A 25,920-nucleotide genomic window follows, 5' to 3' on the forward strand; every position below is an offset into this window, starting at 1 on the left:
TCCGCTATCTCATTGATTTGGTTGCCACAGCTCGATCGGGTTGCCCTCGGGGTCGTGAAGTCTGGCGAATTTTCCGACCTCGCTGTCCCATTCGGCCCGAGTCTCCACAGGGATACCAGCGGCCTCAAGCTGCGCGATCATCCCGCCCAAATCGTCCACTCGAAAATTAATCATCCATTGCTGTTCGGAGCGCCCGAAATAGTCCGTATCCTGAGCGAAGGGCGCAAAGACCGTGTACCCAGCGCTCTGTTTCCAAGGCAGCGGGTTGAGCTGGTTCACACCAAGATGTTCTTCATACCACCGTCCAAGCGCCTCCGGATCACGAGCGCGAAAGAACACACCGCCTATGCCATTTACTTTCTGCAAAACCTACCCATTCGCGAACACCTTCTCCCCAAAGATACCACATCTCGCCCGCTTCATCTGGCCAAAAATATCCTGGGGGGTTTGGGGGGCAAAGCCCCCCATCATTCACCAAAAAGAAAAGGGCGCCCATCGGCGCCCTTTCCAATCTACCTGTACGAATAGATCAGTCGATCATCGGCAGCAGCTTGTCCAGCGAAGCCTTCGCGTCGCCATAGAACATGCGCGTGTTTTCCTTAAAGAACAGCGGGTTTTCGATGCCCGAATAGCCAGTACCCTGACCACGTTTGGACACAAACACCTGCTTAGCCTTCCAGCATTCCAGAACCGGCATCCCGGCAATCGGGCTGTTGGGATCTTCCTGCGCCGCAGGGTTCACGATGTCGTTCGACCCGATCACGATGGCCACATCCGTGTCCGGGAAGTCCTCGTTGATCTCGTCCATTTCCAGAACGATGTCATAAGGCACCTTCGCCTCGGCCAACAGCACGTTCATGTGACCTGGCAGACGACCCGCAACGGGGTGGATCGCAAAGCGAACCTCTTTGCCCTCGGCACGCAGCTTGCGGACCAGTTCGGAAACCGACTGCTGTGCCTGCGCAACCGCCATGCCATAACCTGGAATGATGATCACACTGTCAGCGTCGTTCAGGGCTGCTGCAACGCCATCGGCGTCAATCGCCACCTGCTCGCCCTCAACTTCCATCTGCGGCCCCGAAGTGCCACCAAAGCCGCCCAGGATCACGCTGACAAAGTGACGGTTCATCGCCTTACACATGATGTAGGACAGGATCGCACCGGACGAGCCAACCAGCGCACCAACCACGATCAGCAGATCGTTGCCAAGGCTGAAACCAATCGCTGCCGCAGCCCAACCCGAATACGAGTTCAGCATCGACACAACCACCGGCATATCCGCGCCACCGATACCCATGATCAGGTGATAACCGATGAACAGCGCCGCCAGCGTCATCAGGATCAGCGGGAACAGACCACCCGACGCGGTGTACCAGACCAGACAGATCAGCGAGAGCCCCGCCGCCGCCGCGTTCAGCGCATGACCACCAGGCAGCTTGGTCGCCGCAGATGTCACTTTGCCCGCCAGCTTGCCATAAGCCACGACAGAACCGGTAAAGGTGATCGCACCGATGAAGATTCCCAGGAACAGTTCCACATGCAGGATCGTCAGTTCCGCCGCCGTTTTCTTGGCGATCAGCTTGGCAAATGCGCCAAGATCGGACAGGTCCGCTTCTTTCGCACTGTCGGCAATCGCCATGACCTGCGCAACGTTGCCGATCTCAAAATGAGCGTTGAAGCCAACGAACACAGCCGCCAGACCCACCAGTGAGTGCATCGCGGCCACAAGCTGCGGCATCTCGGTCATCTGCACGCGTTTGGCCACGTAGGAACCAATCAGACCGCCGCCTGCGATCAGCAGCAGCGACAGCAGCCACAGGCCGGAACCCGGACCAACCAGCGTGGCGAAAACCGCCAGCGCCATACCGACAATGCCGTACCAGACGGCGCGTTTGGCGCTTTCCTGGTTCGACAACCCGCCCAGAGACAGGATGAAAAGGACAGCCGCGACAACATAAGCGGCAGTGGTGAAGCCAATCATCTACCCGGCCTCCTTAAGATTTCTGGAACATGGCGAGCATGCGCCGGGTGACAAGAAAGCCGCCGAAGATGTTGATCCCGGCCATAAAGACAGACAGCGCCGCCAGCAGAATGACCAGGAAAGAACCCGACCCGATCTGCATAAGCGCCCCAACGATAATGATCGACGAGATCGCGTTGGTGATCGCCATCAGCGGGGTGTGCAAGCTGTGTGCCACGCCCCAGATAACTTGGAAGCCGACGAACACGGCCAGCACAAACACGATAAAGTGCTGCATGAAGCTGGCCGGAGCGACCAGACCAACCAGCAGCATCAGCGCGCCGCCGACACCCAGCAGGGTGAACTGCTGCTTGGTCTGCGCCTTGAACGCCGCAATCTCCTGCGCCTTTTTCTCTTCCGGGGTCAGCTCCTTGACCTCGGGCTTTTTCTGCGCCGCGATGGCCTGCACTTTCGGCGGTGGCGGAGGGAAGGTGATCTCACCCTCAAAGGTCACGGTCGAGCCGCGGATCACGTCATCTTCCATGTCGTGATTGATCTGACCGTCCTTCTCGGGCGTCAGATCCGACATCATGTGACGGATATTGGTCGCATACAGCGACGAAGACTGCGCCGCCATCCGGCTGGGGAAGTCGGTATAACCGATGATGGTCACGCCATTGTCGGTCACGATCTTCTCATCCGCGACGGTCAGCTTACAGTTGCCACCCTTTTCCGCCGCAAGGTCAACGATAACCGAACCCGGCTTCATGCTTTCGACCATATCCTTGGTCCAAAGCTCGGGCGCTTCGCGGTTCGGGATCAGCGCGGTGGTGATCACGATGTCCATTTCAGGGGCCAATTCACGGAATTTGGCAAGCTGTGCGTTGCGGAATTCTTCCGACTGAACCGACGCATAGCCACCGGTGGCTGCGCCATCCTGCTGCTGCTCTTCAAAGTCCAGATAGACGAACTCGGCGCCCATGGATTCGACCTGCTCGGCCACTTCGGGGCGCACGTCGAACGCATAAGTGATCGCACCCAGCGAGGTCGACGTCCCGATCGCGGCCAGACCGGCCACACCGGCACCAACGATCAGGACTTTCGCCGGGGGCACTTTGCCCGCAGCTGTGACCTGACCGGTGAAGAAACGGCCAAAGTTGTTGCCGGCCTCGATCACGGCACGGTAGCCTGCGATGTTCGCCATCGACGACAGCGCATCCATCTTCTGCGCACGGGAAATACGCGGAACCATTTCCATGGCGATCACGTTCGCGCCCTTGGACTTGGCCAGCTCCATCCCTTCTTCATTGCCCGCCGGGTTGAAGAACGAAATCAACGTCTTGCCCTTGGTCAGGCGCTTCAGCTCGGTTTCATTCGGCTGACGTACCTTGGCAACAATATCCGCCGCCTTCCAAAGGGCCGCGGCGGTTTTGACAATCTCAACGCCTGCGGCTTCATAGGCTGCATCCGAAAATCCGGCCGCAGCACCCGCACCGGTTTCAATGGCACAGTCATAGCCCAGTTTTTGAAGCTGAACGGCAGAGTCCGGAGTCATCGCGACCCGGTTTTCACCGTCCATAATCTCTTTTGGTGTTCCTATCTTCACCGGCATTATCCCCCTAATTTTCACTCACATTGAGCGGGTGGTCGGTATTGTTCATCAAGCATCCATGTATCCTGCGCAATATTATTTCGCAAGCGCAGCAATATTAACGTGGTGTCATTTTACGTGAGTCCTCAGATCCATCGGCGCGTGCTGCGCTCATATCGCGCGAAGTCTGCGCGGAACGTTCTGCGCATTCTATCTTCTTCGGGAAGAATAAAACGCCGTTCCAGCAGCCAGACAAAAACAGGTATCAGTGCCAGCGATAAAACTGCATCAAAGCGCAGAACAAGCCCCGTCAGAATCAGAACGTCACCCAAGTAGATCGGATTGCGGCTGCGTTTGAAAATACCGCTTTGAATCAAAGAACTGGGCGTTTCATGCGGGATAACTGTTGTCCGGTGTTTGCGGAACTCGGTAATGGCAAGCAGGATAAGGATAAGCCCGCCTCCGATCAGAATGCCACTAAGCAAATCCGTGAAGCCACCGTCCAGCGACAATCCCATCGACAGGTATCGGGCCTGTAGCCACGCCAGAACCGCGCAGCCCAACAACCAGACCGGAGGAATGTCAATTTTGCGCATGGTCAAGTAACTTTCTGCTCGGTAGCGAGGCTAAATGTCGCTTTTGCAAGATGATCTATCGCTTTCCGACAGGAATCGCAAAATCGCAGAAAGTCGCAGGAAATTTATCTCACCCTTTGCCCTCTCCGCCCCCGATAGACAGACAAGGTCGGATGAGCTAGCCGTTGGTCGACACACAGAGACGAAGGCCCGCCAATGACTGACTTCAAAGCAACCAAGGCTATGTTCGACCTGCCGGATGGCGTGGTTTATCTGGACGGCAATTCGCTGGGCCCCGTACCCAAGGCAGCGACGTCGCGCGTTGCTGAGATGATGACCGAGGAATGGGGCAAGATGCTGATCACCGGCTGGAACAAGGCCGGATGGATGGGGTTTCCGATCGGATTGGGTGATCGCATCGGCCGACTGATCGGAGCAGAGCCCAGCAGCGTGGTAACCGGCGACACCTTGTCGATCAAGGTTTATCAAGCGGTGGCCTCGGCGCTGGAACTGTGCCCGGATCGCAAGGTCGTGTTGTCGGACAACGGCAACTTCCCATCCGACCTTTATATGGTGGACGGGCTGCTGCGCTCTTTGGGGCCGGACTATGAATTGCGCGTTGTCGCACCCGAGGATGTGGCTGCGCACATCACCGAAGACGTGGCCGTTTTGATGCTGACCGAGGTCGATTACCGGTCGGGCCGGATGCACGACATGAAGGCGCTGACGGAACTTGCCCACGCCAACGGAACCATAACGGTCTGGGATCTGGCCCACTCTGCCGGGGCGATTCCTGTGGACTTGTCTGGCTGCAATGCCGACTTTGCGGTGGGATGCACCTACAAATACCTCAATGGCGGCCCCGGAGCGCCTGCGTTCATCTACGTCGCACCACGCCTGACTGACCGTGTTCGCCCCGCGCTCTCAGGTTGGCTTGGGCATGAGGCACCCTTTTCTTTTGACCTCGAATATCGTCCGGGCAGCGGGATCGAGAGGATGCGGGTAGGCACCCCTCCGATCATCCAGATGACCGCCCTGTCCGCTGCAATGGATATCTGGGACATGGCTGACATGGCAGACGTGCGCGCCAAGTCCATCGCGCTGACTGAATTGTTTATCAACCGGGTCGAAGCCACCTGCCCCGAGTTGCGCCTTGCCAGTCCGCGCGACGCAAAGCAGCGCGGCAGCCAGGTCTCATTCCGCTTTGAAGAAGGCTATGCGGCTATGCAGGCGCTCATCGCACGCGGTGTTATCGGAGATTTTCGTGCGCCCGACATCATGCGGTTCGGATTTACGCCGTTATTCATCGACGAGCAGGATGTTGAACGCGCGGTGGACATTCTGGCCGATATTATGGCGAACCGGTTGTGGGACACCCCGGAGTACAAGCAACGCCAGCGGGTTACCTGACCACAAGCCCAGCACCGACAATCGTGGCAAAGTTCGTGTTCATGCGGTCGAACTGCTGGTAATCAGTGGCGGCGATCTTGTTACCGCGCAGCGCAGCGCCAATCATTCTGGCCGTTTCTCGCGGGCTGTCGAACAGGCGTATCCGCCCGTTTTCTGCCTCGCGTTCAAGCCAGTTTGCGTAAAGCTCCAGCAACTGCGCCTCGCCTTGCGTGACAATGTCAGATGCCATTGAAATACCTGCGTCCAGCAGTTCGAGCCCATGTGCTGAAGACATGATCTCTGCCATCCCGTCCGTCTGAACGCGGATCGCGTTTCCGAAAACCTGTGACACAGGCCCGTCCACATTCAGCGCCTTGGCAACGGCCGCTGCCTTTTCCTCGTAGTGCAGCTCTGTCAGTTTTCGCAGGATGGCTTCTTTGTTCTCGAAGTACAGGTACAAAGCTGGGCGCGACATCCCCGCACCTTTGGCTATGTCATCCATCGAGGTCTTCTTGAATCCATAGGTCGAAAAGACCCGCAGCGCGGATTCAAGGATAGCCCGGGTTTTTTCGTCGAGCGCAAAGTCTCTCATCTGAACCTTTGACATTTTTTGTTTCATTTGTCAGTTGACTGACTGACATCTCGTATTAAATATGTCAGCACGTCAGCAAAGCCAAGAGGGGAACACCATGGCGACCAATTTGAACGTTAACGGTACGTCGTATCAGGTAGATTTGCCTGACGATGTTCCCCTGCTGTGGGTTCTGAGGGATGAGGTCGGCCTGACCGGCACCAAATTTGGCTGCGGTGTTGCCGCCTGTGGTGCCTGTACTGTCCATATCGACGGCGAGGCCGTGCGGTCCTGCCAGGTTGCGTTGTCTGATGTCTGGGGCGACGTAACAACCATCGAAGGTCTCGGCACGCCGGACTCGATGGCCAAGATCCAGCAAGCCTGGGTCGACCATCAGGTTGCGCAATGCGGATACTGCCAATCGGGTCAGATCATGCAAGCGGCGGCCTTGCTGGCCGAGAACTCCTCTCCGACCGATGCTGACATCGACGACGCGATGCAGGGCAACCTGTGTCGTTGTGGAACCTATCCACGCATCCGGGCCGCAATCCACGATGCGGCTTCCAAGTTGAAGGAGGCGTGAGCAATGGCATCTGTTGGTAAAATCCTTCGCCGCACATTCCTGATCGGTTCGGCAGCTATCGTCGGCGGCGTTGCCTTTGGTGCGTATTACGTTACCCGCCCGGCAGCGAACCCGCTGAAGCCGGCAAAAGGTGAAACCGCACTCAGCCCGTTTATCCTGATTGACCAGCAGGGCGTGACCTTGTTCGCCCCACGCGCCGAGATGGGACAGGGCGTGATGACCACCTGGGCTGCCCTGATCGCAGAAGAACTGGACGTGGAAATGGACGATATCCGCGTTCTGCATGGTCCTGCTGCGGCAGCCTACTATAACTCTGCTCTGGTTGGTGAAGGTCTGCCGAACAAGGGATATGACATCTCCGACTTCCAGCACAATCTGGGTGAAGCCCTTGGTGTCCTCGGCAAAACCCTCAGCTTGCAAGTCACCGGCGGCTCGACCTCGATGAAAGACGGATTTGAGCGTATGCGCGAGGCCGGAGCAACCGCGCGGGAAACCTTGAAACAGGCGGCGGCGGATCGGCTGGGCGTTGACCGTGCGCAGTTGAAAACCGAAGCGGGCGTGGTGATCGCACCGGATGGCACACGCATCCCCTATACGGAACTGGCCGAAGCCGCAGGCCGGATCGACCCGCCTCATGCGGAACTGCGCGATCCATCGGACTGGCGTCTGCTGGGGCAGAATCTGCCGCGCGTGGATATCGTAGGTAAAACCACCGGCACCGCCGAGTACGGCATAGACGTGCGCCCCGAAGGTCTGAAATTCGCTTCGGTTCGGATGAACCCCAAGCTGGGCGGCGCGATGAACAGCTTTAACGCGAGCGCGGCCCAATCCATGCCCGGCGTTGAAATGGTCGTGGATCTGGGCAATGGCGTTGCGGTTGTCGCCACCAACACATGGCTGGCCATTCAGGCGGTCGAGGCGATCGACGTCGATTGGGCCGACGCCCCCTACCCGTCTGAGACCGACGACCTGTTCGCCACGATCGCCCAGGCGTTTGAAGACGCGCCGAACTCGACCATGCGCGACGATGGCGATGTGGACGTGCTGCCCGACGGCGCGACCGAGATCACCGCCGAATACCGCGTGCCCTATCTGGCGCATTCCACGATGGAGCCGATGAACGCCACCGCGCTGTTCACCGGCACCAAATTGGACCTGTGGTGCGGCAATCAGGCCCCGACCCTGTTGCAAATCCGCGCCGCAAACACCGCCAACCTGGACAAGGAGGCGGTCGAAGTTCACACCACTTATCTGGGCGGCGGCTTTGGGCGGCGCGGAGAGCTGGATTTTGCGGAAATCGCCACGAAGGTCGCGATGGCCATGCCCAACGTTCCGGTCCAGACCACCTGGAGCCGCGAAGAAGATATGCGCCACGATTTCTACCGCCCCGGCGCGCTGGCGCGGATGCGGGGTGCGGTAAAGGATGGCGCGGCGGTTCTGATCGACGGCAAGGTTGCGGCCCAATCCTGCACCCAGCAAGCTGTCGAGCGGTATACCGGTATGCCGGGCGGCGGCCCTGACAAGGTGCTGGTCGAGGGGCTGTTCAATCAACCCTATGCGGTTCCGAATTATCGCATCAGCGGTCACATTGCCGATCTGGACGTGCCTGTGGGTTTCTGGCGTTCGGTCGGCAACAGCCATAACGGATTCTTCCACGAGACGTTCATGGACGAGATGGCCCATGCCGCTGGCCGCGACCCGTTGGAGTTCCGTCTGGAACTGGCCAAGGCCGAATTCGCCCCGGCTGCGGGTGTTTTGCAGGCCGTAAAGGAAATGTCGGGCTGGACCGGCCAAACCCCAGATGGCGTCGGACGCGGCGTTGCGATGACCTACAGCTTTGGTACGCCAGTCGCACAAGTGATCGAAGTTGTTGACGAAGATGGCACCATCCGCATCGCTAAGGCGTGGATCGCCTGTGACGTCGGCCTCGCGCTGGACCCCGGCACGGTCAAGGCACAGATGGTCGGCGGCATGATCTATGGACTGTCGGCGGCGGTAACGGGCGAGATTACTTTCTCGGACGGTGAAGTCGAACAGTACAACTTCCCCGACTATGACGCCCTGCGGATGCACAACGCTCCGCTCACCGAAGTTCGGGTTCTTGAAACTAACCCCCGTCTGGGTGGTGTTGGTGAGCCTGGAACACCTCCGTCCTTGCCAGCTTTGGGAAATGCGCTTTTTGACCTGACAGGTGAACGCGCGCGGACGCTACCCCTGATCAATCAGTTCAATCTGCTGGTTTGATCGCGTTGCGCCGGTCTGGTTCTTCCCTCCCGGACCGGCGCACGAATTACGCGCTCTGCTGGATGAGCCTCGCGCCGGACCCTTCAGACCAAGCATGAACGGCTGCTCCGAACGCTTTGAACAATGGGCGCGACACGGGATCGTTTTCAGCATCCCATTCCGGGTGCCATTGAACCGACAGGGTAAAACCCGGCGCATCCTTAACATAGATCGCCTCTGGCGTCCCGTCCGGCGCATGGCCTTCAATCACGATCCTATGTCCCACGGTTTTGATACCCTGCCCATGCAGCGTGTTTGTCATCACCTCACAAGCGCCCATAAGTCGGTGGAACACACCACCATCGGACAGGGTCACGATATGGCGCAGCGCGAATTTCTCCTCCAGTGTTCCATCGGGCGGCATACGGTGGTTCATCCGACCAGGCAGCTCGCGGATTTCCGGATACAACGTCCCGCCCATTGCGACGTTGACCTCTTGAAACCCCCGGCAGATTCCAAAGAACGGCTGCCCTCGCTCGACGCAGGCTCGCACCAACGGCAGGGTGATCGCGTCACGGGCACGGTCAAATTCACCATGTGCTTCAGTCTCGGGTTCACCGTATTCTTCCGGGTGCACGTTGGGCCGACCACCCGTCAGTAGAAAGCCGTCGCACACCTCAAGCAATTCCTCGACCGAGACATAACGCGGATCAGCCGGGATCAGCAGCGGCAGACAGCCCGACACGTTCGCCACGGCTTCAGAATTCATCGTCCCGCCCGCATGGGTCGGGTATTCATCGTTCATAAGGTAAGAGTTGCCGATGATACCGACGACGGGCCGAGACATTCCGTTTTCCTAATCTGTTGCGCGTTTCACGAAAGCTATCCGCAGGGTCAAAAGCGTGCAATAGCACACCCCCTGTGTATCAGCGCAAGTACTTGTTCAACCCTGCACATTGGGGCACCTGCGACGGCACTTGCCCATTTCTTCGTCGTTCCGCGAACTCCGCAGATCAAAGAGCATCTGCTGCTCGCGGAAAATTTCAACCAATCAGACTTCGCCGACCAGACCAGCAGCCTCAATCCCAGCCATCGCCGCAACCGCATCATTGTCCGAGGTATCGCCAGTCACGCCAACAGCCCCAATCACAGCGCCCTTCTTATCGCGCAGCAACACGCCGCCCGGAACCGGGACGACCTGTCCCCCATACACTCCGTTCACGGCGGCCATGAAATAAGCCTGCGCCTCGGCCCGCGCCATCTGCGCCGTACCCGCCATGCCCAGCATGACCGAGCCATAGGCCTTGCCCTGCGCAATCGCAAAACGACCCGGCGCAGCACCATCTTCGCGTTCAAACGCGATAACATGCCCGCCGGCATCCAGAACCACAACCGAAAGCGGTTTCAATTCCAACTCACGGCCCTTTTCCAAAGCCTTGCGCACAATGGTGCGCGCCTTACGCAATGTAACAACCATCCCTGATCCCTTTCATCTGGCTAAAAATATCCTCGGGGGAGCGCGAGGGGGCAGACAGCCCCCTCGTTCCCGCCGTACCCACTCACGCCAGGCTGGCTTTCAGCTCCAAACGGCGGGCGTGCAGGACCGGCTCGGTATAGCCCGAGGGCTGCACCCGACCTTTGAAAACCAGATCACAGGCCGCTTGAAACGCAATACCGTCAAAATCAGGAGCCATCGGGCGGTAGCTTGGGTCGCCCTCATTCTGACGATCCACCACGGCGGCCATCTTCTGCATCGCGGCCATCACCTGTGCCTCGCTGACCACATCATGATGCAGCCAATTGGCTAGCGCCTGAGACGAAATCCGGCAGGTCGCGCGGTCTTCCATCAGGCCGATATCGTTGATGTCGGGCACTTTCGAACAGCCCACCCCCTGATCGACCCAGCGCACCACATAACCAAGAATGCCTTGCGCGTTGTTCTCGACCTCACGCGTGATTTCATCATCGCTCAGATTGCGGCCTCCCAGCAACGGCACGGTAAGCAGATCATCCAGAGTGCCCCGTGCACCGCCTGCGGCCAGTTCGTCCTGACGGGCCAAAACGTCGACCTTATGGTAATGCGTGGCGTGCAGGGTCGCAGCGGTCGGTGACGGCACCCAAGCGCAGGTTGCGCCGGATTTCGGATGGCCGATCTTCTGATCCAGCATGTCCCCCATCCGGTCGGGCATCGCCCACATACCTTTGCCGATCTGCGCCTTGCCCTTCAGGCCACAAGCCAAACCGATATCGACATTGCGATCCTCATAAGACGCAATCCACGGCGTCACCTTCATATCGCCCTTTGGCAACATCGGGCCCGCCTCGATCGAGGTGTGAATCTCATCCCCCGTGCGGTCCAGAAAGCCGGTATTGATAAAGGCGACGCGCGACTTCGCAGCGCGAATACATTCCCGCAGGTTGGCCGAGGTGCGGCGTTCCTCATCCATGATGCCCAGCTTGACGGTGTTGCGCGGCAGGCCAAGGATGTCTTCGACCATATCGAAAATCTCGACCGCAAAGGCCACTTCGGCGGGGCCGTGCATCTTGGGCTTGACCACATAGACCGACCCCTTGACCGAGTTCCCGCCCTCACGCTGAAGGTCATGCATCGCAATCAGCGTGGTGCAGAGCGCGTCCATCAGGCCCTCGCCAATCTCATTGCCATCACCGTCCAGAACGGCCGGATTAGTCATCAAGTGACCCACATTTCGGATCAACATCAGCGAACGGCCTTTTAGTACGTCCTGTTCGCCGCCTGCGGTGATATAGGTCAGGTCGTCAGACAGCTTCCGAGTGAAGGTCGTGCCTCCCTTGGTCACCTCTTCGGCCAGATCGCCTTTCATCAGACCCAGCCAGTTGCCATAGGCCACGACCTTATCCTCGGCATCCACACAAGCGACCGAGTCCTCGCAGTCCATGATGGTAGACAGCGCCGATTCCAGATGAACATCGGCAATCCCAGCCGGATCAGCCGCGCCAATGTTGCTCGAGGCATCGACGACAATTTTCACATGCAGGCCGTTGTTCTTCAGCAGAACGAAATCGGGCTTCTCAGCCTCAACGCCAAAGCCCACAAACGCCGATGGGTCGGCCAGCGCGGGTACCAGCGCGCCGCCTTCGACGCGCAGTTTGGGCACATCGGCCCACGACCCTGCGGCCAGCGGCACAGCATCATCCAGAAAGCCTTTGGCCCATGCAATCACACGGGCACCGCGCGCTTCGTCATATCCTCCTGCAGAAGGCAGATCGCCCATGGCGTCGGTGCCGTACAGGGCATCATACAGGCTGCCCCAACGTGCGTTGGCGGCGTTCAGCGCAAAGCGGGCATTGGTGATTGGCACAACCAATTGCGGGCCGGGCGTTGAAGCTATCTCGGGGTCGACATTGGCGGTTTCGATCTGGAAATCTTCGCCTTCTTCGACCAGATAGCCGATCTCACGCAGGAAGGCTTGATAGGCGTCGGCGTCGTGATCCTGACCTTTGCGGTCCACGTGCCATGCGTCGATCCGGCCCTGAAGCTCTTCTCGTTTGGCTAGAAAGTCTCGGTTCTTCGGCCCCAGCTCGGCTACCATCCGCGACAGACCATCCCAGAACGTATCGGCGGATACACCGGTTCCCGGCAGGGCCTTGCCCTCGATGAATTCGGCCAGAATCGTATCGACCTGAAGTCCGCTGCGTGCCTGTCTGCTGCTCATTTGGTGTCTCTCCGCCATTGTGCGCCATTGTATGCAGCCAGCATTTAGGCCGATTGTTTCCGATAGGCAACTTTCGACGTCACATTTAAAGCCTTCGGCGTTGCACGAAGCTGCTTCAAATACGACAAGGCAATGAAGCCGCGGTTGCAGCCCATCGCCTCAGACCATAACGTCGCGCCAGTTATCAAATGATGCGAGGTCCCGATGCGCGACGCTGCCCCCCAAACGATCTACCTGAAAGACTACACGCCATTCGGCTACATCGTGGATAGCGTGCATCTGACCTTTGATCTGGCGGCCCATGCGACCCGCGTGACCGCGCGCATTGCGTTCCGCCCCAACCCCGAGGCGACGGACCCCACATTCTTCTTGCACGGCGAAGACCTGACCCTGATACGCGCGACCATTGACGGCGTCGATGTCACGCCCGAGATCACCGACAAGGGCCTGACCGCCCCCGCCCCCGATGCGCCCTTCATCTGGGAGGCCGAGGTTGAGATCGACCCCGGCAACAACACCGCGCTTGAGGGGCTTTATATGTCGAACGGCATGTACTGCACCCAGTGCGAGGCCGAAGGGTTCCGCAAGATCACGTATTACCCCGACCGGCCCGATGTGATGTCCACCTTTACCGTGCGCATCAATGGCGATCTTCCGGTATTGCTGTCCAACGGCAACCCAAGCGGCAAGGGCGACGGATGGGCCGAATGGACCGACCCATGGCCCAAACCTGCCTATTTGTTCGCGCTCGTCGCGGGCGATCTGATCGCGCATCCCGGCCAGTTCACCACCATGTCGGGCCGGGACATCGAACTGAACCTCTGGGTCCGTCCCGGCGACGAAGGCAAATGCGCCTTCGGCATGGAGGCGCTGAAAAAGTCGATGAAATGGGATGAGGACGTCTATGGCCGCGAATACGATCTGGACGTGTTCAACATCGTCGCCGTGGACGATTTCAACATGGGCGCGATGGAGAACAAGGGGCTGAACATCTTCAACTCCTCCGCAGTTCTGGCCAGCCCCGAGACCTCAACCGACATGAATTTCGAACGGATCGAGGCGATCATTGCCCATGAGTATTTTCACAATTGGACCGGCAACCGCATCACCTGCCGCGACTGGTTCCAACTGTGCCTGAAAGAGGGGCTGACCGTGTTCCGCGATGCGCAGTTCACCTCAGACATGCGATCAGCCCCGGTGAAACGCATCCACGACGCCATTGACCTGCGCGCACGGCAATTCCCCGAGGACAACGGGCCTTTGTCCCATCCGGTTCGACCCGAAAGCTTTCAGGAAATCAACAACTTTTACACCGCCACCGTCTATGAAAAAGGCGCTGAAGTCATCGGGATGCTAAAACGGCTGGTCGGGGATAAGGCGTACGCGAAGGCGCTGGACTTGTATTTTGATCGTCACGACGGTCAGGCCTGCACCATCGAAGACTGGATCAAAGTGTTCGAGGATACGACGGGCCGTGATCTGTCACAGTTCAAACGCTGGTACAGCCAATCCGGCACCCCCCGCGTGACCGTGGCCGAGGATTGGGCCGACGGCACCTATACTTTGACCCTGTCGCAACGCACCGAACCCACGCCGGGGCAGGACGAAAAGCTGCCTCAGGTGATCCCGGTTGCCTTGGGCTTGTTGGGCCCTAACGGGGATGAGGTCCGCGCGACCGAGGTGCTGGAACTGACAGAGGCCAGCCAGAGCTTTACCTTCACAGGGCTGGCCGCCAAACCGACGGCTTCGATCCTGAGGGATTTCTCGGCCCCGGTCATTCTTGAACAAGATCAGAGCAATAGCGAACGCGCCTTCCTGCTGGCCCATGACACGGACCCGTTCAACCGCTGGCAGGCCGGGCGTTCGTTGGCCGAAGACACTCTGTTGGCGATGATCCAAACCGGCGCGTCGCCTGATTCCGACTATCTTGACGGGCTGCTGGCCGTGCTGCGCGATCGTGATCTTGACCCGGCCTATCGTGCACTGATGTTGGGCCTGCCGACACAATCGGAACTGGCGGCAGCTCTGCACGAACGCGGTGTAACACCTGATCCAATGACGATCTGGACCGCCATAGAAACCCTGCGGCAGGTCACGGCGCAACACGTGCAGGACTTGCTGCCGCGCCTGCACAGCGAAACCATGATTGATGCGCCCTTTAGTCCTGACGCCGATCAATCAGGCAAGCGTGCACTGGGTGGGGCGGCACTGGCGCTGACCACGCGATTGGACAGCGGAGCCAAGGCCGCTGACAGCTATGAGACCGCCGACAACATGACCCTGCAACTTTCCGCCCTATCCTACCTTTTGCGCGCTGGCAAAGGTGAGGCTGAGTTGACCGCCTTCTACGATCAGTGGAAGCACGATCGGCTTGTGGTGGACAAATGGTTCGGTCTACAGGTCGCTATGGCCGCGCCTGAATCCACTGCGGATGTGGCACGCAAACTAACCAAGCATCCGGATTTCAACTGGAAAAACCCCAACCGATTCCGCGCGGTCATGGGGTCTTTGGCGATGAACCACGCAGGCTTCCACCGCGGAGACGGCGCTGGGTATGCGTTGCTGGCCGACTGGCTGATCAAGCTGGACCCGGTCAACCCGCAGACTACTGCAAGGATGTGCTCGGCCTTTCAGACTTGGAAACGCTATGACGCGGACCGTCAGGACCTGATCCGCACACATCTGAGGCGCATTGCAGATACAGCGGACTTGTCGCGCGATACGACCGAAATGGTCTCGCGTATTCTGGGCGCATGACACCGTTCACTTATACACGTCACAACCGAACACCCCGGACGGTCGTGATCCTGATCCTTGTGTATGCGGCATTGATTTCGCTGGTGATCCTGTTTGACGCCGTCTGGTGGCTGATTGGCTTGCTGGCGCTTCCAACGCTGCCGGCCCTTTGGGACGTTGTACGGGATACAAGCGCGGGCCTGTCGCTTGATCAGAACAAGCTGAATTGGTTCACCGGCAACCGAACAGCCGAGGTGAAATTGTCGGAAATTGACTATGTCCGCTTTGACACCCGCTGGGATTTTTCCGTGCGCGTTTCGTTGATTACGATCTCGGGAAAACGAATTCGGCTGCCGGATGAGTCGATCCCCCCACACGCAGAGTTTGAGTCCATCTTTGAGCAGGCTGGGATCCGAGTGGAACGGCATCACTTCAGTGTATTCTGACAGCAATACCGGGAAAAAAGTCTCACTGTTCACCAAAACGACACAAATACTCCCCCAAATCTTGAATTTGATGCAAATTCCAGAGAAGCTTGGTTCCTAAGTTACCAGTTTTTACAGTTCCGAGTTTCACCATGTTACGGTTGTTCCGCACCTCTTCATCCAATGCACAGGCTTCTTCTCTGACGATGCCGTCCGACATGGCGTTTTCGCCTGAGGTCGCTGCGGCAATGCCTGATCAGGGGCAGTTGAATATCCCTGTAGCAGAGCTTCAGGCCGAAGATCTGGTGGGGCGCAAGACGATCGAATCCGGGCGTCATCTGGCGCGTCAGGGACGCTGGTCCGAGCTGTCGCGGCAAATGCGAGCCGCGGACGATGCTCGGGAGTCGGCGCCTGACGGTATGCCGATCGCAGACCTTCTGGCCTTTGGTGCCCGCGCCGACGTCGTTTTGGCGGTCGAGCACGCGCTTTCTGATTGGAAAGCGCTGTCTGACTACGACGTGCTGTGTGGCATTTCCGAACTGGAAGATGAAATGCGCGATCACGAAGGCGATCCGATGATCGCGTTGGTTGTTGCTCTTGCGCATATTGATCTGGCCTGGGCATGGCGCGGAACGTCCACGGGCACCAAATTGCCGCCCCTGCACCAATCGCGCTGCGCTGCACATTTCGACCGGGCGGCAGCAATCCTTCCGAAATGCCGCGAGGCCGCGCCCGAAAGCCCGCTGGTTGCTGCGGCTGACTGCGCTCTGCTGGCCGGGCAACGTAAGTCGAACATCCGGGTGGCCGACAAATACGAGCGTCTGATTACTCTGGACCCGCACAATCAGCGTCACATGCGTGCTATGGGCACACACCTGCTGCCGCGTTGGTTCGGCAGCTATGAAGAGCTTGAGGTTCAGGCCCTTCGCAACGCCGCACGGACACACGAAATCTGGGGTGCTGGCGGGTATACCTGGGCGCAGTTCGACGCGATTGCCCTTGATCCGGAGGCATGTGCCCGGCTGGACGTGGAATATTTCCTGGAAGGGCTGCGTGACATCCTGCGTCAACGCCCCGATCAGGAGACCGTCAATATGTTGGCCGCTTATTGCGCCATCACCATTCAGAACGGGCGTGGCCTGAACGAAAAGGCTGATGAAGTACGCGCGCAAATTCATGAGGCCGCGAACTGGCTGATCCGCGATCACATGACCGAGCTGCATCCGTTGATCTGGGCGCATGCTGCGAATGGGTTCAACAACTCGGTCCGCATCACCTCGCCCGAGAGGTTTGCGGCGCGTGGTCACCGCGATGCCCTGCGTGCGATTGGCGATTTGTTCCGTGAAGAATTGCGCAGCGGCATGGACGTCACCTTTACGCCTTCGGGTCTGCACCTGTCAGGTCACTGATTCCCCCTTGCTCCTTTGGCGCAGCGCGCCTAATACGCAGGCTTAGACTTCTGCGGAAATAGAGGCGCGCCATGCTCGACCTGACATACGAAATGCCCAAAATCAAAACCATTGCCGGGGCCAAGCACGATTGGGAACTGGTGATCGGGATGGAGGTGCACGCGCAGGTCTCATCCAATGCCAAGCTGTTCTCCGGTGCCTCGACCCAATTCGGGGCCGAACCGAATTCGAACGTGGCCTTTGTGGACGCCGCGATGCCGGGGATGCTGCCGGTCATCAACGAATATTGCGTGGAACAGGCGGTGCGCACCGGGCTGGGCCTAAAGGCGGATATCAACCTGAAATCGGCCTTTGACCGCAAGAACTATTTCTACCCCGACCTTCCGCAGGGCTACCAGATCTCGCAGCTTTATCACCCCATCGTGGGCGAAGGCGAAGTGCTGGTTGAGATGGGCGACGGCACTGCGCGCATGGTCCGTATCGAACGTATCCACATGGAGCAGGACGCGGGCAAGTCGATCCACGACATGGACCCGCATATGTCCTTCGTCGATCTGAACCGGACGGGCGTCTGCTTGATGGAGATCGTCTCGCGCCCCGACATCCGTGGCCCCGAAGAAGCCGCCGCCTATATCGCCAAGCTGCGCCAGATCATGCGCTATCTGGGCACCTGCGATGGCAACATGCAGAACGGCAACCTGCGGGCGGACGTGAACGTGTCGATCTGTTTGCCGGGGGCGTATGAGAAATATCAGGAAACACAGGATTTCTCGCAACTGGGCACACGGTGCGAAATCAAGAACATGAATTCGATGCGCTTTATTCAACAGGCCATTGAGGTTGAAGCCCGCCGTCAGATCGCCATTGTCGAAGGTGGTGGTGAGGTCGAGCAGGAAACTCGCCTGTACGACCCGGACAAGGGCGAAACCCGTTCGATGCGGTCCAAGGAAGAAGCGCACGACTATCGCTATTTCCCCGACCCTGACCTGCTGCCGCTTGAGATCGAGCAAGCGTGGGTCGACGACATCGCCTCCAAACTGCCCGAACTGCCCGACGCCAAGAAAGCGCGCTTCATTGAGGTGTTTGGCCTGACCGATTATGACGCCTCGGTCCTGACCGCCGAAGTAGAAAGCGCCGCGTATTTCGAAGAAGTCGCCAAGGGTCGCAACGGCAAACTGGCCGCGAACTGGGTGATCAACGAACTGTTCGGCCGGTTGAAGAAAGAAGACCACGATATCACCGATAGCCCCGTGTCTCCGGCACAGTTGGGTGGGATCATCGACCTGATTTCCTCGGATGCCATCTCAGGCAAGATCGCCAAGGACCTGTTCGAGATCGTCTATACCGAAGGCGGCGACCCCGCGCAGATCGTGGAAGAGCGCGGCATGAAGCAGGTCACCGATACCGGTGCGATTGAGGCTGCGCTGGACGAGATCATCGCCGCCAACCCTGCGCAGGTCGAAAAGGCCAAGGTGAACCCCAAGTTGGCAGGCTGGTTCGTGGGTCAGGTGATGAAAGCCACCGGCGGCAAGGCCAACCCCAAGGCTGTGAACGAGCTGGTGAGCAAGAAACTGGGCGGCTAAGTCATCGAAAATTAGTGCAAGGGCGGCAAGGGGCATCCCCTCTGCCGCCTTTCTTTTGCGCTGTGCCGTGGCAACACACGCTGCGGACTGCGCGAAGATGACTTTCCCAATAGCCTCAACATGCTAGATTGCCGGGAACGAACAGGTAGGAAGAACCGATGCCGCGCTACGAATACAAAGTTGTCCCCGCCCCGCAAAAAGGCGGCAAGGTGAAAGGGGCCAAAACCGCCGAAGACCGGTTCGCCGTCTCGATTGAACAGGTGCTGAACCAGATGGGTCAGGACGGCTGGGAATACCAGCGCGCGGAATTACTGCCCAGCGAAGAGCGTTCGGGCCTGACCAGTTCCACCGTGAACTGGCGCAACGTTTTGGTCTTTCGGCGCGAAATTGAAGTGAACTTTGTCTCAACCCGTGGCCCGAGCGAAACGCCCGAGGGTGTACCGCTGGCGCAGCCCTTGCCCGGACCCGAGACCGTTGTAGCCCCGGCCCCTATTGCCGAAGAGGTGAAAGAACCCCCACTGTCGCTGAAAGGGGCAGAAGCACCCGAGCAACAAGAGAAACCCTAGCGAAGTTCGAACTTATCCGCAGCACGTCTGCCCCGCCTGAATCGGCGGGCATGGTACTGTCGCGTAAGAGCAATAGACACAGCAATCACCTTCCAGCGGCTTCAGAACTTCACGACACGATTTGCATTCGTAAAACCACTGGCACGCGTCTGTTGGCATATTTTCCGTTTCGGCGTGTCCACAAGCGGGACAAGTCAAAGTCGACTCGAGAATTATGGTTATCTCTGTTGCTTCCATTTACCCCTCACCGCTCAGCGTATTGGCGCGTTCACACCCCAATATCCAGCGCCAGCGCGTGAATACGTGGAACGATATCGCCGAGCGCCTTATGCACAGCCCTGTGACGCGCGACGCGTGATTGCCCCTTGAAGGCAGCCGCGCGGATACGGACGTTGAAATGGCTCTCGCCGCCCTCTTGATACCCCGAATGCCCACGATGGCTTTCGCTGTCGTCAACCACCTCAAGCTCATGCGGATCAAAGGCCGCTTGCAGGCAAGTACGGATTTCGTCGGTCACAGTCATTTTTACGCCTAGCGGCAAAAATTTTACCGCTCCCCTCTTCTACTTTCGGCTGCTTAGACTAAACTGCTGCCTCCGAGTCGAGAAGATGCGTTCTTAAGGATCACAGCATGACGAAATCAGACCCTTTCGGATTCGATATGTCCGTCTCCAGCGCCAAGAAAAAGAACCCGCGCGGGCGTCGGGGGATGTCGGGCGCGTCTGAGACATCGGTGCGAATCTGCGATCATCCCGGTTGTGAAGAGGCCGGTAAGTTCCGCGCGCCCAAAGCCCCGGATGTACTGGATGATTTCTTCTGGTTCTGCCAGCAACACGTGCGCGAATATAACCAGAAGTGGAACTTCTTCGACGGCACGACCGAGGCCGAACTGAACGCGCAGCGGTCGAAGGACAAAGTGTGGGAACGTGAAACCAAACCCATGGGTGACCCCGAAGCCCGCGCATGGGCCCGTCTGGGCATCGAAGACCCGCATCAGGTTCTGGGCGCAAACGCCACCAAGAACCCCGGGCGCACTTCGGGCGGTGGTGGTCGTCGTTTGCCCCCCACGGAACGCCGCGCGATTGAGATTCTTGAAGCGAATGACAGTTGGACCAAAGCCGAGGTGCGCAAGGCCTACAAGAAGCTGATCAAGGTGCTGCACCCGGATATGAACGGCGGCGACCGGTCCCAGGAAGAACAGCTGCAAGAAGTCGTCTGGGCCTGGGATCAGATCAAGGACAGCCGGAACTTCAAATAAATCGGCAGATCACCACTACAAACCTTGCAATGGGTTGGCTTCGGCCCGCTCGAGGCATGGCAACCGCGCTTGCAGCTTTGACGTGACGCGCTCCAGAAGGCGAAGGGCGCAAGAAACTCGGCCGTGTCATCACGATCGAAGGCCATCAGCGACATTTCTCAGTGACGAAAAATACACGACTTTTGGGCTGGCACCGAAGAAACACCTGCCTGCGCCACCGCACAGGCGGCTTTCCCTTGCCCTTGCTCTCAATATGTTGCACCACACACAGTGTCGAAGGCCCCTCGTGAGGCTGCGGTATCAGGATAAGGACGACAGGCATGGATTGGCCGATTGACGCAAACGCAAAACCATCAGAAGAGATTTCGGTTCGCGAAGTCTTCGGCATCGACACCGACATGCAGGTCAAACGCTTCTATGAGTCGACCGAGCGGGTGCCCGAGATTGATCCGACTTACAAGTTCGACCCTGATACCACGCTGGCGATTTTGGCAGGATTTACCCACAACCGCCGGGTCATGATCCAAGGCTATCACGGCACGGGTAAATCGACGCATATTGAACAGGTCGCCGCGCGTTTGAACTGGCCTGCCGTGCGCGTTAACCTCGACAGCCACATCAGCCGGATCGACCTGATCGGCAAGGATGCGATCAAACTGCGCGATGGCGTTCAAATCACCGAATTCAGCGAAGGCATTCTGCCTTGGGCCCTGCGCAATCCGGTTGCGATCGTGTTCGACGAATATGACGCCGGGCGTGCGGACGTGATGTTCGTGCTGCAGCGCGTGCTGGAAGCCAACGGCAGCCTGACCCTGCTGGATCAGAACGAAATCCTGACGCCGCACCGGTATTTCCGTATGTTCGCCACCGCCAACACTGTTGGTCTTGGTGACACAACGGGCCTGTACCATGGCACCCAGCAGATCAACCAGGCGCAGATGGACCGCTGGTCTCTGGTCGCAACGCTGAACTACCTCAGCCATGATGCCGAAACCATGATCGTTCTGTCCAAGGCCCCCCATTATAACACGGCGGAAGGACGTAAGATCGTTAGCCAGATGGTCACCGTTGCAGACCTGACGCGAACCGCCTTCATGAATGGCGATCTGTCCACAGTCATGAGCCCCCGAACGGTCATCAACTGGGCACAGAATGCCGAGATTTTCCGCAATGTCGGCTACGCATTCCGCCTGTCTTTCCTGAACAAATGTGATGAGCTGGAACGTCAGACGGTTGCCGAGTTCTACCAGCGCTGCTTTGACGAAGAACTGCCTGAAAGCGCGGCAAACGCCTCATTGGGGTAAGCCGTAAATGCTGTTCGGATCTGACCCGCGTCCGTCCACCGGGCTAGGTGTCTTTGAGGGCATTGTCGACCGGATCATTGTCCTAAGCCTACCTGAGGCTCAGGAGCGTCGCGATCGCATCCCCTCTCATCTGGCAGAGTTCGGGATCACTGCATTTGAATGGCATGACGCTTTTACGCCGGATCATCCAGCCGTTCAGTCGCTCTATGAAGAACAACGCATAGCGACGTTCCCGCCGTGTTTTCGGTGCGGGATGGACGATTGCGACTGCCCGAACAACGTACTGATTCCTCAGCAAGTTGCCAATTTTGCCAGTCACCTGGACATTTGGCGCCTGACCAGTCGACAGGACGGTCGAATCCTCGTCATGGAAGATGATATTGTGCTCCACCCGTGGACGCGCCGCGTGTCGCGCAAGCTTTGGCAGGGGATCGAGCGTGGAAACATCGACTTCACTCCAAAATCAACAACGTTGCTGCGACTAGGGTGGGCGTTGTCCAAGGATCATGGCCGTTTCAAACGGTTCCGCACAAGTCACAAGGTCAGGATGTCGAACCCGTGCTATGCGTTGACCCCGGGGTTTGCGGTTAATCTGATTAATCACTTCGACCGGGTGGAAACGACGTCGGATGTGTTTCTGCATGACGAAGTCGCGACATCCGAGGATTCTCTCACGATTTTCCCGCCTGTTGCTTCGGATTTGTCCTGGTCCGAAGGCGCAACGGATTCCTACATTCACCCCAAGAAAAACCGCTTGGAATACCTGAAGAAACACAATCGGGACACTGAACTTGCCGAGTTTGAGCGTCGGTTGAAGCACCATGTTCAGCATGTATATCAACGAGCAATTTTATGCGTAGGTCATCCTCGAACCGGAACTGGTTTCGTGGCTGAACTGTGTACCAAGTCCGGGGTGGAAGTTGGCCACGAAGCTGACGGTAAGGACGGCATTAGTTCATGGATGTTTGCGGTGGACGCGGCTGAAAACCCTTGGGCTGCTGACCCGGTCGCCCAAACACGCAAGGCCTTGAAGTGGCAGTTCATGATCCAGACGGTTCGGGATCCGGCCACAGCCATTCCCTCGATTATTCGTGAAAACGCGCATGCCCCTGCATCATACGAGTTTCGCCGCTCGCACATTCTTGCAGAAACAGGGATTGATCTGAACGGCTTTGAGACTGACATCGAACGGGCTGTCGCGTCGCTTTGCTTATGGGCGTCCATCATTCGTGGGCAGAACCCGGACTATGTATTCCGAATTGAAACGGGCTCTGAGGCTCTGATCGACTTTCTTAGCGAGAATGGTTTCGAGGTTCACAAAGACAATTTGGATATCGGCCCTGTTAACGCCGAGAAGCTGTATAAGGGCAAGCACCACGAAAAACCTCAGATCGACGCGGAACAGTGGGAAATGATCGGCCCACAAGCCCAGGCGCTTCTGAGTGAATACTGTGAGGAATACGGCTACAACTCCCCCGTGGGAGCAACCTAGTCAAATTTTCCGCCTTATCGGGCCCCGATTTAGCGTTCACATTGGTTAAAACCATATATCAATGTTGTGTTTTGATCACGTAGCGCGATGTATTTTGTATAAGTAAAGTATATACAATCAATATCCATACTACATTCACCACATGTCATGTTTCAGATTACTTTTAATCGTGGTCACGATTGCCGTTACGTTTTCCTCACCGGTTGCGGGCCTCCCTTCCAAGCCCACTGACCGGGCAGAGTTGTTTGCCGTATGTTCAGGACGGCTCGAAGCATTGGCCGCGCGTCAAAAGGCTCACTTGGGTGAAACGGCGGGTTCGGCAGAGACCCTTCACATTCAATTCGACCAGATGCTCGAAGCGGTCTTGCCATGGGCACTGTCCGAAGGTGTTGAAGAGCATCAGCCCAAACGCTGGCGTGTGCGAGGCTGGGTTGAGGTCGCGTATCTATTGGCCGATATGGATTACAGCTTTGACGCCCAGATCGCTGCTGGAGCTGAACGCCAGTTGGAGCACCACATATCCGAATGCCGCGCTATCCTGTTGTAACCCTGTTTGCATGAAAACAGGGCTGGCCCTATGGTCAAGACCCCGGAATGGTTCTAGGTTGCCGGGACAGAACACAACCGGACCTGCCGCCGATGAGCAAACCAATCGATAACCCCGCTGATCCGTTCAAGAAAGCTTTGGCCGAAGCCACGAAAGTGATGGCCGATGATCCCGAGCTGAACGTCTCATACACGGTCGATCCGTCGGGCATGTCGGGTGAATCGATGCGCCTGCCGCAAGTCAGTCGTCGCATGACGCGCGAAGAGGTTCTGCTGGCGCGCGGAACCGCCGACGCGCTGGCGCTGCAACGCAGGTATCATGACGACGCCACCCACGCACGCTATGCTCCTCCGGGAGATATGGCGCGCGATCTGTACGAAGCGATGGAGACCGCCCGGTGCGAGGCGATGGGCGCGCGGGACATGCCCGGCACTGCATCCAATATCGACGTCAAAATTGAACATGAAGCCATCCGCCGTGGGTATGACCAGTGCAAACAACCTGCTGATGCACCTTTGGCCGTCGCGGCAGGTTACCTGATCCGCCATCTGGCCACTGGTCGCGACCTGCCCCAGGCAGCAGATAACATCATGAACCTTTGGCGCGGATTTATCGAGGAACAAGCTGGGGGAACGCTTGAAAGCCTCGATGATATACTCTCGGATCAGGCAGAGTTTGCAAAGTTTGCCCGCCAGATGATCAAGGATCTGGGATACGGCGACCAATTGGGGGATGACCCTGACGAGCTGGACGAAGAACAGGAAGATCAGGCCGAGGACGACGCGGAAGAACAGCCCGATCCTGATAGCACCGGCCAAGACGATCAGGATGAACAAGAAGCCGATGCCACCCCTGAGCAATCTCAGGAAGAGCAGCAGGACCAATCTCAGGCCCAGGTCTCGATGGACGAAATGGCCGACGACGAGATGGGCGAAGAGGCAGAGATGCCCGAGGGCGAAGCCCCGCTAGAGCCGCCCGCGCCGCCTCCGGCCTCTGAGGCGGACCCTGATTACAAAGTCTACCTGAATACCTTTGACGAAGAAATTGCCGCCGAAGATTTGGCTGAACCGGCCGAGCTGGAACGCCTGCGCGCTTATTTAGACCAACAGCTTGAACCCTTGAAAGGGGCAGTCAGCCGTCTGGCCAACAAATTGCAACGCCGCTTACAGGCTCAGCAGAACCGCTCATGGGAATTCGACCTTGAAGAAGGAATTCTGGACGCAGGCCGTTTGGCCCGGATTGTAGCTAATCCCACGACTCCGCTGAGTTTCAAAGTCGAGAAGGATACCGAATTCCGCGACACCGTCGTGACGCTTTTGCTGGATAATTCCGGGTCGATGCGCGGGCGTCCGATCTCGATAGCGGCGATTTGCGCTGATGTTCTGGCGCGGACGCTGGAACGCTGCAACGTAAAGGTCGAAATTCTGGGCTTCACCACCCGTGCTTGGAAAGGTGGACAGGCGCGCGAGGCGTGGTTGAACGACGGCCGCCCCCAACAGCCCGGTCGGTTGAACGACCTTCGCCATATTATCTACAAGGGCGCGGATGCTCCGTGGCGTCGCGCGCGCCCCAATCTCGGCCTGATGATGAAAGAAGGTCTGCTGAAAGAAAACATCGACGGCGAGGCGCTGGAATGGGCGCATCGTCGGATGATGGCCCGGCGCGAACAGCGCAAGATCTTGATGGTGATTTCCGATGGTGCACCGGTGGATGATTCAACTCTCAGCGTTAACCCCGCGAATTATCTGGAAAAACACCTGCGCGACGTGATTGCAATGGTTGAAAAACGCAAGATGGTCGAACTACTTGCTATCGGGATTGGCCATGATGTGACGCGTTATTACGACCGCGCGGTTACAATTACGGACGTCGAACAACTGGCCGGTGCAATGACCGAACAATTGGCAGCACTGTTTGACAGCGACCCAAGGGCGCGCGCCAGGGTCATGGGGATGAGGAAAGTAGGCTAACGCGCCTAATCCTAAAACTAAACGGAGTGCACTCCGATCTGAAT

24 protein-coding genes are annotated in these 25,920 nt (G+C 58.1%); 13 read left to right on the plus strand and 11 right to left on the minus strand.

Annotated elements, in window-relative coordinates; genetic code table 11:
* Nucleotides 1-9: 9 nt before the first annotated feature.
* The 4 genes from RUESEDTHA_RS02065 to RUESEDTHA_RS02080 form a co-directional block, all read right to left on the minus strand.
* Nucleotides 10-366, minus strand: a complete 357-nt coding sequence (locus RUESEDTHA_RS02065; RefSeq protein ID WP_180883916.1) for a VOC family protein — start codon at nt 364-366, stop codon at nt 10-12.
* A 163-nt stretch (nt 367-529) separates the two neighbouring features.
* Nucleotides 530-1,981 carry an NAD(P)(+) transhydrogenase (Re/Si-specific) subunit beta gene (locus RUESEDTHA_RS02070; RefSeq protein WP_180883919.1) on the minus strand — a complete coding sequence of 484 codons (1,452 nt, stop codon included), beginning with the start codon at nt 1,979-1,981 and terminating at the stop codon, nt 530-532.
* A gap of 13 nt (nt 1,982-1,994) precedes the next feature.
* Nucleotides 1,995-3,566 carry a Re/Si-specific NAD(P)(+) transhydrogenase subunit alpha gene (locus RUESEDTHA_RS02075; protein WP_171123554.1) on the minus strand — a complete coding sequence of 524 codons (1,572 nt, stop codon included), beginning with the start codon at nt 3,564-3,566 and terminating at the stop codon, nt 1,995-1,997.
* Between the two features lie 131 nt (nt 3,567-3,697).
* Nucleotides 3,698-4,147 carry an isoprenylcysteine carboxylmethyltransferase family protein gene (locus tag RUESEDTHA_RS02080; RefSeq protein WP_171120732.1) on the minus strand — a complete coding sequence of 150 codons (450 nt, stop codon included), beginning with the start codon at nt 4,145-4,147 and terminating at the stop codon, nt 3,698-3,700.
* A 195-nt stretch (nt 4,148-4,342) separates the two neighbouring features.
* On the opposite strand from RUESEDTHA_RS02080, the gene kynU reads away from it, so the two are divergent.
* Entirely contained in the window at nt 4,343-5,536 is a 1,194-nt protein-coding gene (gene kynU / locus RUESEDTHA_RS02085) for a kynureninase (RefSeq protein WP_180883922.1), read from the plus strand.
* On the opposite strand, the gene RUESEDTHA_RS02090 is transcribed toward kynU, so the two are convergent.
* Nucleotides 5,529-6,122 carry a TetR/AcrR family transcriptional regulator gene (locus tag RUESEDTHA_RS02090; protein ID WP_180883925.1) on the minus strand — a complete coding sequence of 198 codons (594 nt, stop codon included), beginning with the start codon at nt 6,120-6,122 and terminating at the stop codon, nt 5,529-5,531. The two genes, kynU and RUESEDTHA_RS02090, sit on opposite strands and share 8 nt — an antisense overlap.
* An 82-nt stretch (nt 6,123-6,204) precedes the next feature.
* On the opposite strand from RUESEDTHA_RS02090, the gene RUESEDTHA_RS02095 reads away from it, so the two are divergent.
* The gene (locus tag RUESEDTHA_RS02095) at nt 6,205-6,669 is read left to right on the plus strand and encodes a (2Fe-2S)-binding protein (RefSeq protein ID WP_180883926.1); all 465 of its coding nucleotides are present in this window, start codon (nt 6,205-6,207) and stop codon (nt 6,667-6,669) included.
* Between the two features lie 3 nt (nt 6,670-6,672).
* Nucleotides 6,673-8,913 (plus strand): xanthine dehydrogenase family protein molybdopterin-binding subunit, encoded by a 2,241-nt coding sequence (locus tag RUESEDTHA_RS02100; RefSeq protein WP_180883928.1) that lies wholly within the window; start codon nt 6,673-6,675, stop codon nt 8,911-8,913.
* Between the two features lie 46 nt (nt 8,914-8,959).
* On the opposite strand, the gene RUESEDTHA_RS02105 is transcribed toward RUESEDTHA_RS02100, so the two are convergent.
* The 3 genes from RUESEDTHA_RS02105 to RUESEDTHA_RS02115 all read right to left on the minus strand — a co-directional run bounded on the left by RUESEDTHA_RS02105 (nt 8,960) and on the right by RUESEDTHA_RS02115 (nt 12,587).
* Nucleotides 8,960-9,739 carry a gamma-glutamyl-gamma-aminobutyrate hydrolase family protein gene (locus tag RUESEDTHA_RS02105; protein WP_180883930.1) on the minus strand — a complete coding sequence of 260 codons (780 nt, stop codon included), beginning with the start codon at nt 9,737-9,739 and terminating at the stop codon, nt 8,960-8,962.
* Between the two features lie 204 nt (nt 9,740-9,943).
* On the minus strand, nt 9,944-10,369 hold the full coding sequence (locus tag RUESEDTHA_RS02110) for a heme-binding protein (protein WP_171120723.1): 426 nt from the start codon (nt 10,367-10,369) through the stop codon (nt 9,944-9,946).
* A gap of 82 nt (nt 10,370-10,451) precedes the next feature.
* Nucleotides 10,452-12,587 carry a malate synthase G gene (locus RUESEDTHA_RS02115; RefSeq protein ID WP_180883932.1) on the minus strand — a complete coding sequence of 712 codons (2,136 nt, stop codon included), beginning with the start codon at nt 12,585-12,587 and terminating at the stop codon, nt 10,452-10,454.
* A 204-nt stretch (nt 12,588-12,791) separates the two neighbouring features.
* On the opposite strand from RUESEDTHA_RS02115, the gene pepN reads away from it, so the two are divergent.
* Nucleotides 12,792-15,344 carry an aminopeptidase N gene (gene pepN / locus RUESEDTHA_RS02120; RefSeq protein WP_180883934.1) on the plus strand — a complete coding sequence of 851 codons (2,553 nt, stop codon included), beginning with the start codon at nt 12,792-12,794 and terminating at the stop codon, nt 15,342-15,344.
* Nucleotides 15,341-15,769 (plus strand): hypothetical protein, encoded by a 429-nt coding sequence (locus RUESEDTHA_RS02125; protein WP_180883936.1) that lies wholly within the window; start codon nt 15,341-15,343, stop codon nt 15,767-15,769. Before pepN ends, RUESEDTHA_RS02125 begins: the two co-directional genes overlap by 4 nt.
* 22 nt (nt 15,770-15,791) lie before the next feature.
* Here RUESEDTHA_RS02125 and RUESEDTHA_RS02130 read toward each other — a convergent pair whose 3' ends face one another.
* Entirely contained in the window at nt 15,792-15,968 is a 177-nt protein-coding gene (locus RUESEDTHA_RS02130) for a hypothetical protein (RefSeq protein WP_180884625.1), read from the minus strand.
* On the opposite strand from RUESEDTHA_RS02130, the gene RUESEDTHA_RS02135 reads away from it, so the two are divergent.
* The 3 genes from RUESEDTHA_RS02135 to RUESEDTHA_RS02145 all read left to right on the plus strand — a co-directional run bounded on the left by RUESEDTHA_RS02135 (nt 15,967) and on the right by RUESEDTHA_RS02145 (nt 19,306).
* Nucleotides 15,967-17,157 (plus strand): hypothetical protein, encoded by a 1,191-nt coding sequence (locus RUESEDTHA_RS02135; RefSeq protein WP_255431594.1) that lies wholly within the window; start codon nt 15,967-15,969, stop codon nt 17,155-17,157. The genes RUESEDTHA_RS02130 and RUESEDTHA_RS02135 overlap by 2 nt on opposite strands.
* Before the next feature lie 71 nt (nt 17,158-17,228).
* Nucleotides 17,229-18,740, plus strand: coding sequence for an Asp-tRNA(Asn)/Glu-tRNA(Gln) amidotransferase subunit GatB (gatB, locus tag RUESEDTHA_RS02140; RefSeq protein ID WP_180883941.1), 1,512 nt, complete (start codon nt 17,229-17,231; stop codon nt 18,738-18,740).
* Nucleotides 18,741-18,898: 158 nt separating this feature from the next.
* Nucleotides 18,899-19,306 carry a DUF4177 domain-containing protein gene (locus tag RUESEDTHA_RS02145; RefSeq protein ID WP_180883944.1) on the plus strand — a complete coding sequence of 136 codons (408 nt, stop codon included), beginning with the start codon at nt 18,899-18,901 and terminating at the stop codon, nt 19,304-19,306.
* Between the two features lie 12 nt (nt 19,307-19,318).
* Here the strand turns inward: RUESEDTHA_RS02145 and RUESEDTHA_RS20805 are convergent, their stop codons facing one another.
* Both RUESEDTHA_RS20805 and RUESEDTHA_RS02150 read right to left on the minus strand, forming a co-directional pair.
* Nucleotides 19,319-19,543 (minus strand): GDCCVxC domain-containing (seleno)protein, encoded by a 225-nt coding sequence (locus RUESEDTHA_RS20805; RefSeq protein ID WP_255431595.1) that lies wholly within the window; start codon nt 19,541-19,543, stop codon nt 19,319-19,321.
* A 31-nt stretch (nt 19,544-19,574) separates the two neighbouring features.
* Nucleotides 19,575-19,829 (minus strand): BolA family transcriptional regulator, encoded by a 255-nt coding sequence (locus tag RUESEDTHA_RS02150; RefSeq protein ID WP_180883946.1) that lies wholly within the window; start codon nt 19,827-19,829, stop codon nt 19,575-19,577.
* 107 nt (nt 19,830-19,936) lie between these two features.
* Here RUESEDTHA_RS02150 and RUESEDTHA_RS02155 point away from each other — a divergent pair, with 107 nt between their 5' ends.
* From RUESEDTHA_RS02155 to cobT, 5 genes are all read left to right on the plus strand, one after another.
* On the plus strand, nt 19,937-20,563 hold the full coding sequence (locus RUESEDTHA_RS02155; RefSeq protein ID WP_180883949.1) for a J domain-containing protein: 627 nt from the start codon (nt 19,937-19,939) through the stop codon (nt 20,561-20,563).
* 320 nt (nt 20,564-20,883) lie between these two features.
* A complete protein-coding gene (cobS, locus tag RUESEDTHA_RS02160) occupies nt 20,884-21,867 on the plus strand; it encodes a cobaltochelatase subunit CobS (protein ID WP_180883951.1) in 984 nt (327 codons plus the stop codon).
* A gap of 7 nt (nt 21,868-21,874) precedes the next feature.
* Complete coding sequence (locus RUESEDTHA_RS02165) at nt 21,875-23,359, plus strand: glycosyltransferase family 25 protein (protein WP_180883954.1); 1,485 nt, start codon at nt 21,875-21,877, stop codon at nt 23,357-23,359.
* Between the two features lie 169 nt (nt 23,360-23,528).
* Complete coding sequence (locus RUESEDTHA_RS02170; protein WP_180883956.1) at nt 23,529-23,906, plus strand: hypothetical protein; 378 nt, start codon at nt 23,529-23,531, stop codon at nt 23,904-23,906.
* 92 nt (nt 23,907-23,998) lie between these two features.
* Entirely contained in the window at nt 23,999-25,876 is a 1,878-nt protein-coding gene (gene cobT, locus RUESEDTHA_RS02175; protein ID WP_180883958.1) for a cobaltochelatase subunit CobT, read from the plus strand.
* Nucleotides 25,877-25,920 lie beyond the last annotated feature (44 nt).

Source organism: Ruegeria sp. THAF57 (assembly GCF_903914075.1).
Classification (GTDB): domain Bacteria; phylum Pseudomonadota; class Alphaproteobacteria; order Rhodobacterales; family Rhodobacteraceae; genus Ruegeria.

Coding starts and splice junctions, on each gene's coding strand:
- RUESEDTHA_RS02165 (WP_180883954.1), top strand. CDS start 21,875: ATGCTGTTCGGATCTGACCCGCGTCCGTCCACCGGGCTAGGTGTCTTT.
- RUESEDTHA_RS20805 (WP_255431595.1), bottom strand. CDS start 19,543: ATGGAAGCAACAGAGATAACCATAATTCTCGAGTCGACTTTGACTTGT.
- RUESEDTHA_RS02115 (WP_180883932.1), bottom strand. CDS start 12,587: ATGAGCAGCAGACAGGCACGCAGCGGACTTCAGGTCGATACGATTCTG.
- RUESEDTHA_RS02150 (WP_180883946.1), bottom strand. CDS start 19,829: ATGACTGTGACCGACGAAATCCGTACTTGCCTGCAAGCGGCCTTTGAT.
- kynU (WP_180883922.1), top strand. CDS start 4,343: ATGACTGACTTCAAAGCAACCAAGGCTATGTTCGACCTGCCGGATGGC.
- RUESEDTHA_RS02070 (WP_180883919.1), bottom strand. CDS start 1,981: ATGATTGGCTTCACCACTGCCGCTTATGTTGTCGCGGCTGTCCTTTTC.
- RUESEDTHA_RS02125 (WP_180883936.1), top strand. CDS start 15,341: ATGACACCGTTCACTTATACACGTCACAACCGAACACCCCGGACGGTC.
- RUESEDTHA_RS02090 (WP_180883925.1), bottom strand. CDS start 6,122: ATGTCAAAGGTTCAGATGAGAGACTTTGCGCTCGACGAAAAAACCCGG.
- gatB (WP_180883941.1), top strand. CDS start 17,229: ATGCTCGACCTGACATACGAAATGCCCAAAATCAAAACCATTGCCGGG.
- RUESEDTHA_RS02135 (WP_255431594.1), top strand. CDS start 15,967: ATGGCGTTTTCGCCTGAGGTCGCTGCGGCAATGCCTGATCAGGGGCAG.
- cobT (WP_180883958.1), top strand. CDS start 23,999: ATGAGCAAACCAATCGATAACCCCGCTGATCCGTTCAAGAAAGCTTTG.
- RUESEDTHA_RS02105 (WP_180883930.1), bottom strand. CDS start 9,739: ATGTCTCGGCCCGTCGTCGGTATCATCGGCAACTCTTACCTTATGAAC.
- cobS (WP_180883951.1), top strand. CDS start 20,884: ATGGATTGGCCGATTGACGCAAACGCAAAACCATCAGAAGAGATTTCG.
- RUESEDTHA_RS02155 (WP_180883949.1), top strand. CDS start 19,937: ATGACGAAATCAGACCCTTTCGGATTCGATATGTCCGTCTCCAGCGCC.
- pepN (WP_180883934.1), top strand. CDS start 12,792: ATGCGCGACGCTGCCCCCCAAACGATCTACCTGAAAGACTACACGCCA.
- RUESEDTHA_RS02080 (WP_171120732.1), bottom strand. CDS start 4,147: ATGCGCAAAATTGACATTCCTCCGGTCTGGTTGTTGGGCTGCGCGGTT.
- RUESEDTHA_RS02145 (WP_180883944.1), top strand. CDS start 18,899: ATGCCGCGCTACGAATACAAAGTTGTCCCCGCCCCGCAAAAAGGCGGC.
- RUESEDTHA_RS02110 (WP_171120723.1), bottom strand. CDS start 10,369: ATGGTTGTTACATTGCGTAAGGCGCGCACCATTGTGCGCAAGGCTTTG.
- RUESEDTHA_RS02130 (WP_180884625.1), bottom strand. CDS start 15,968: ATGTCGGACGGCATCGTCAGAGAAGAAGCCTGTGCATTGGATGAAGAG.
- RUESEDTHA_RS02095 (WP_180883926.1), top strand. CDS start 6,205: ATGGCGACCAATTTGAACGTTAACGGTACGTCGTATCAGGTAGATTTG.
- RUESEDTHA_RS02100 (WP_180883928.1), top strand. CDS start 6,673: ATGGCATCTGTTGGTAAAATCCTTCGCCGCACATTCCTGATCGGTTCG.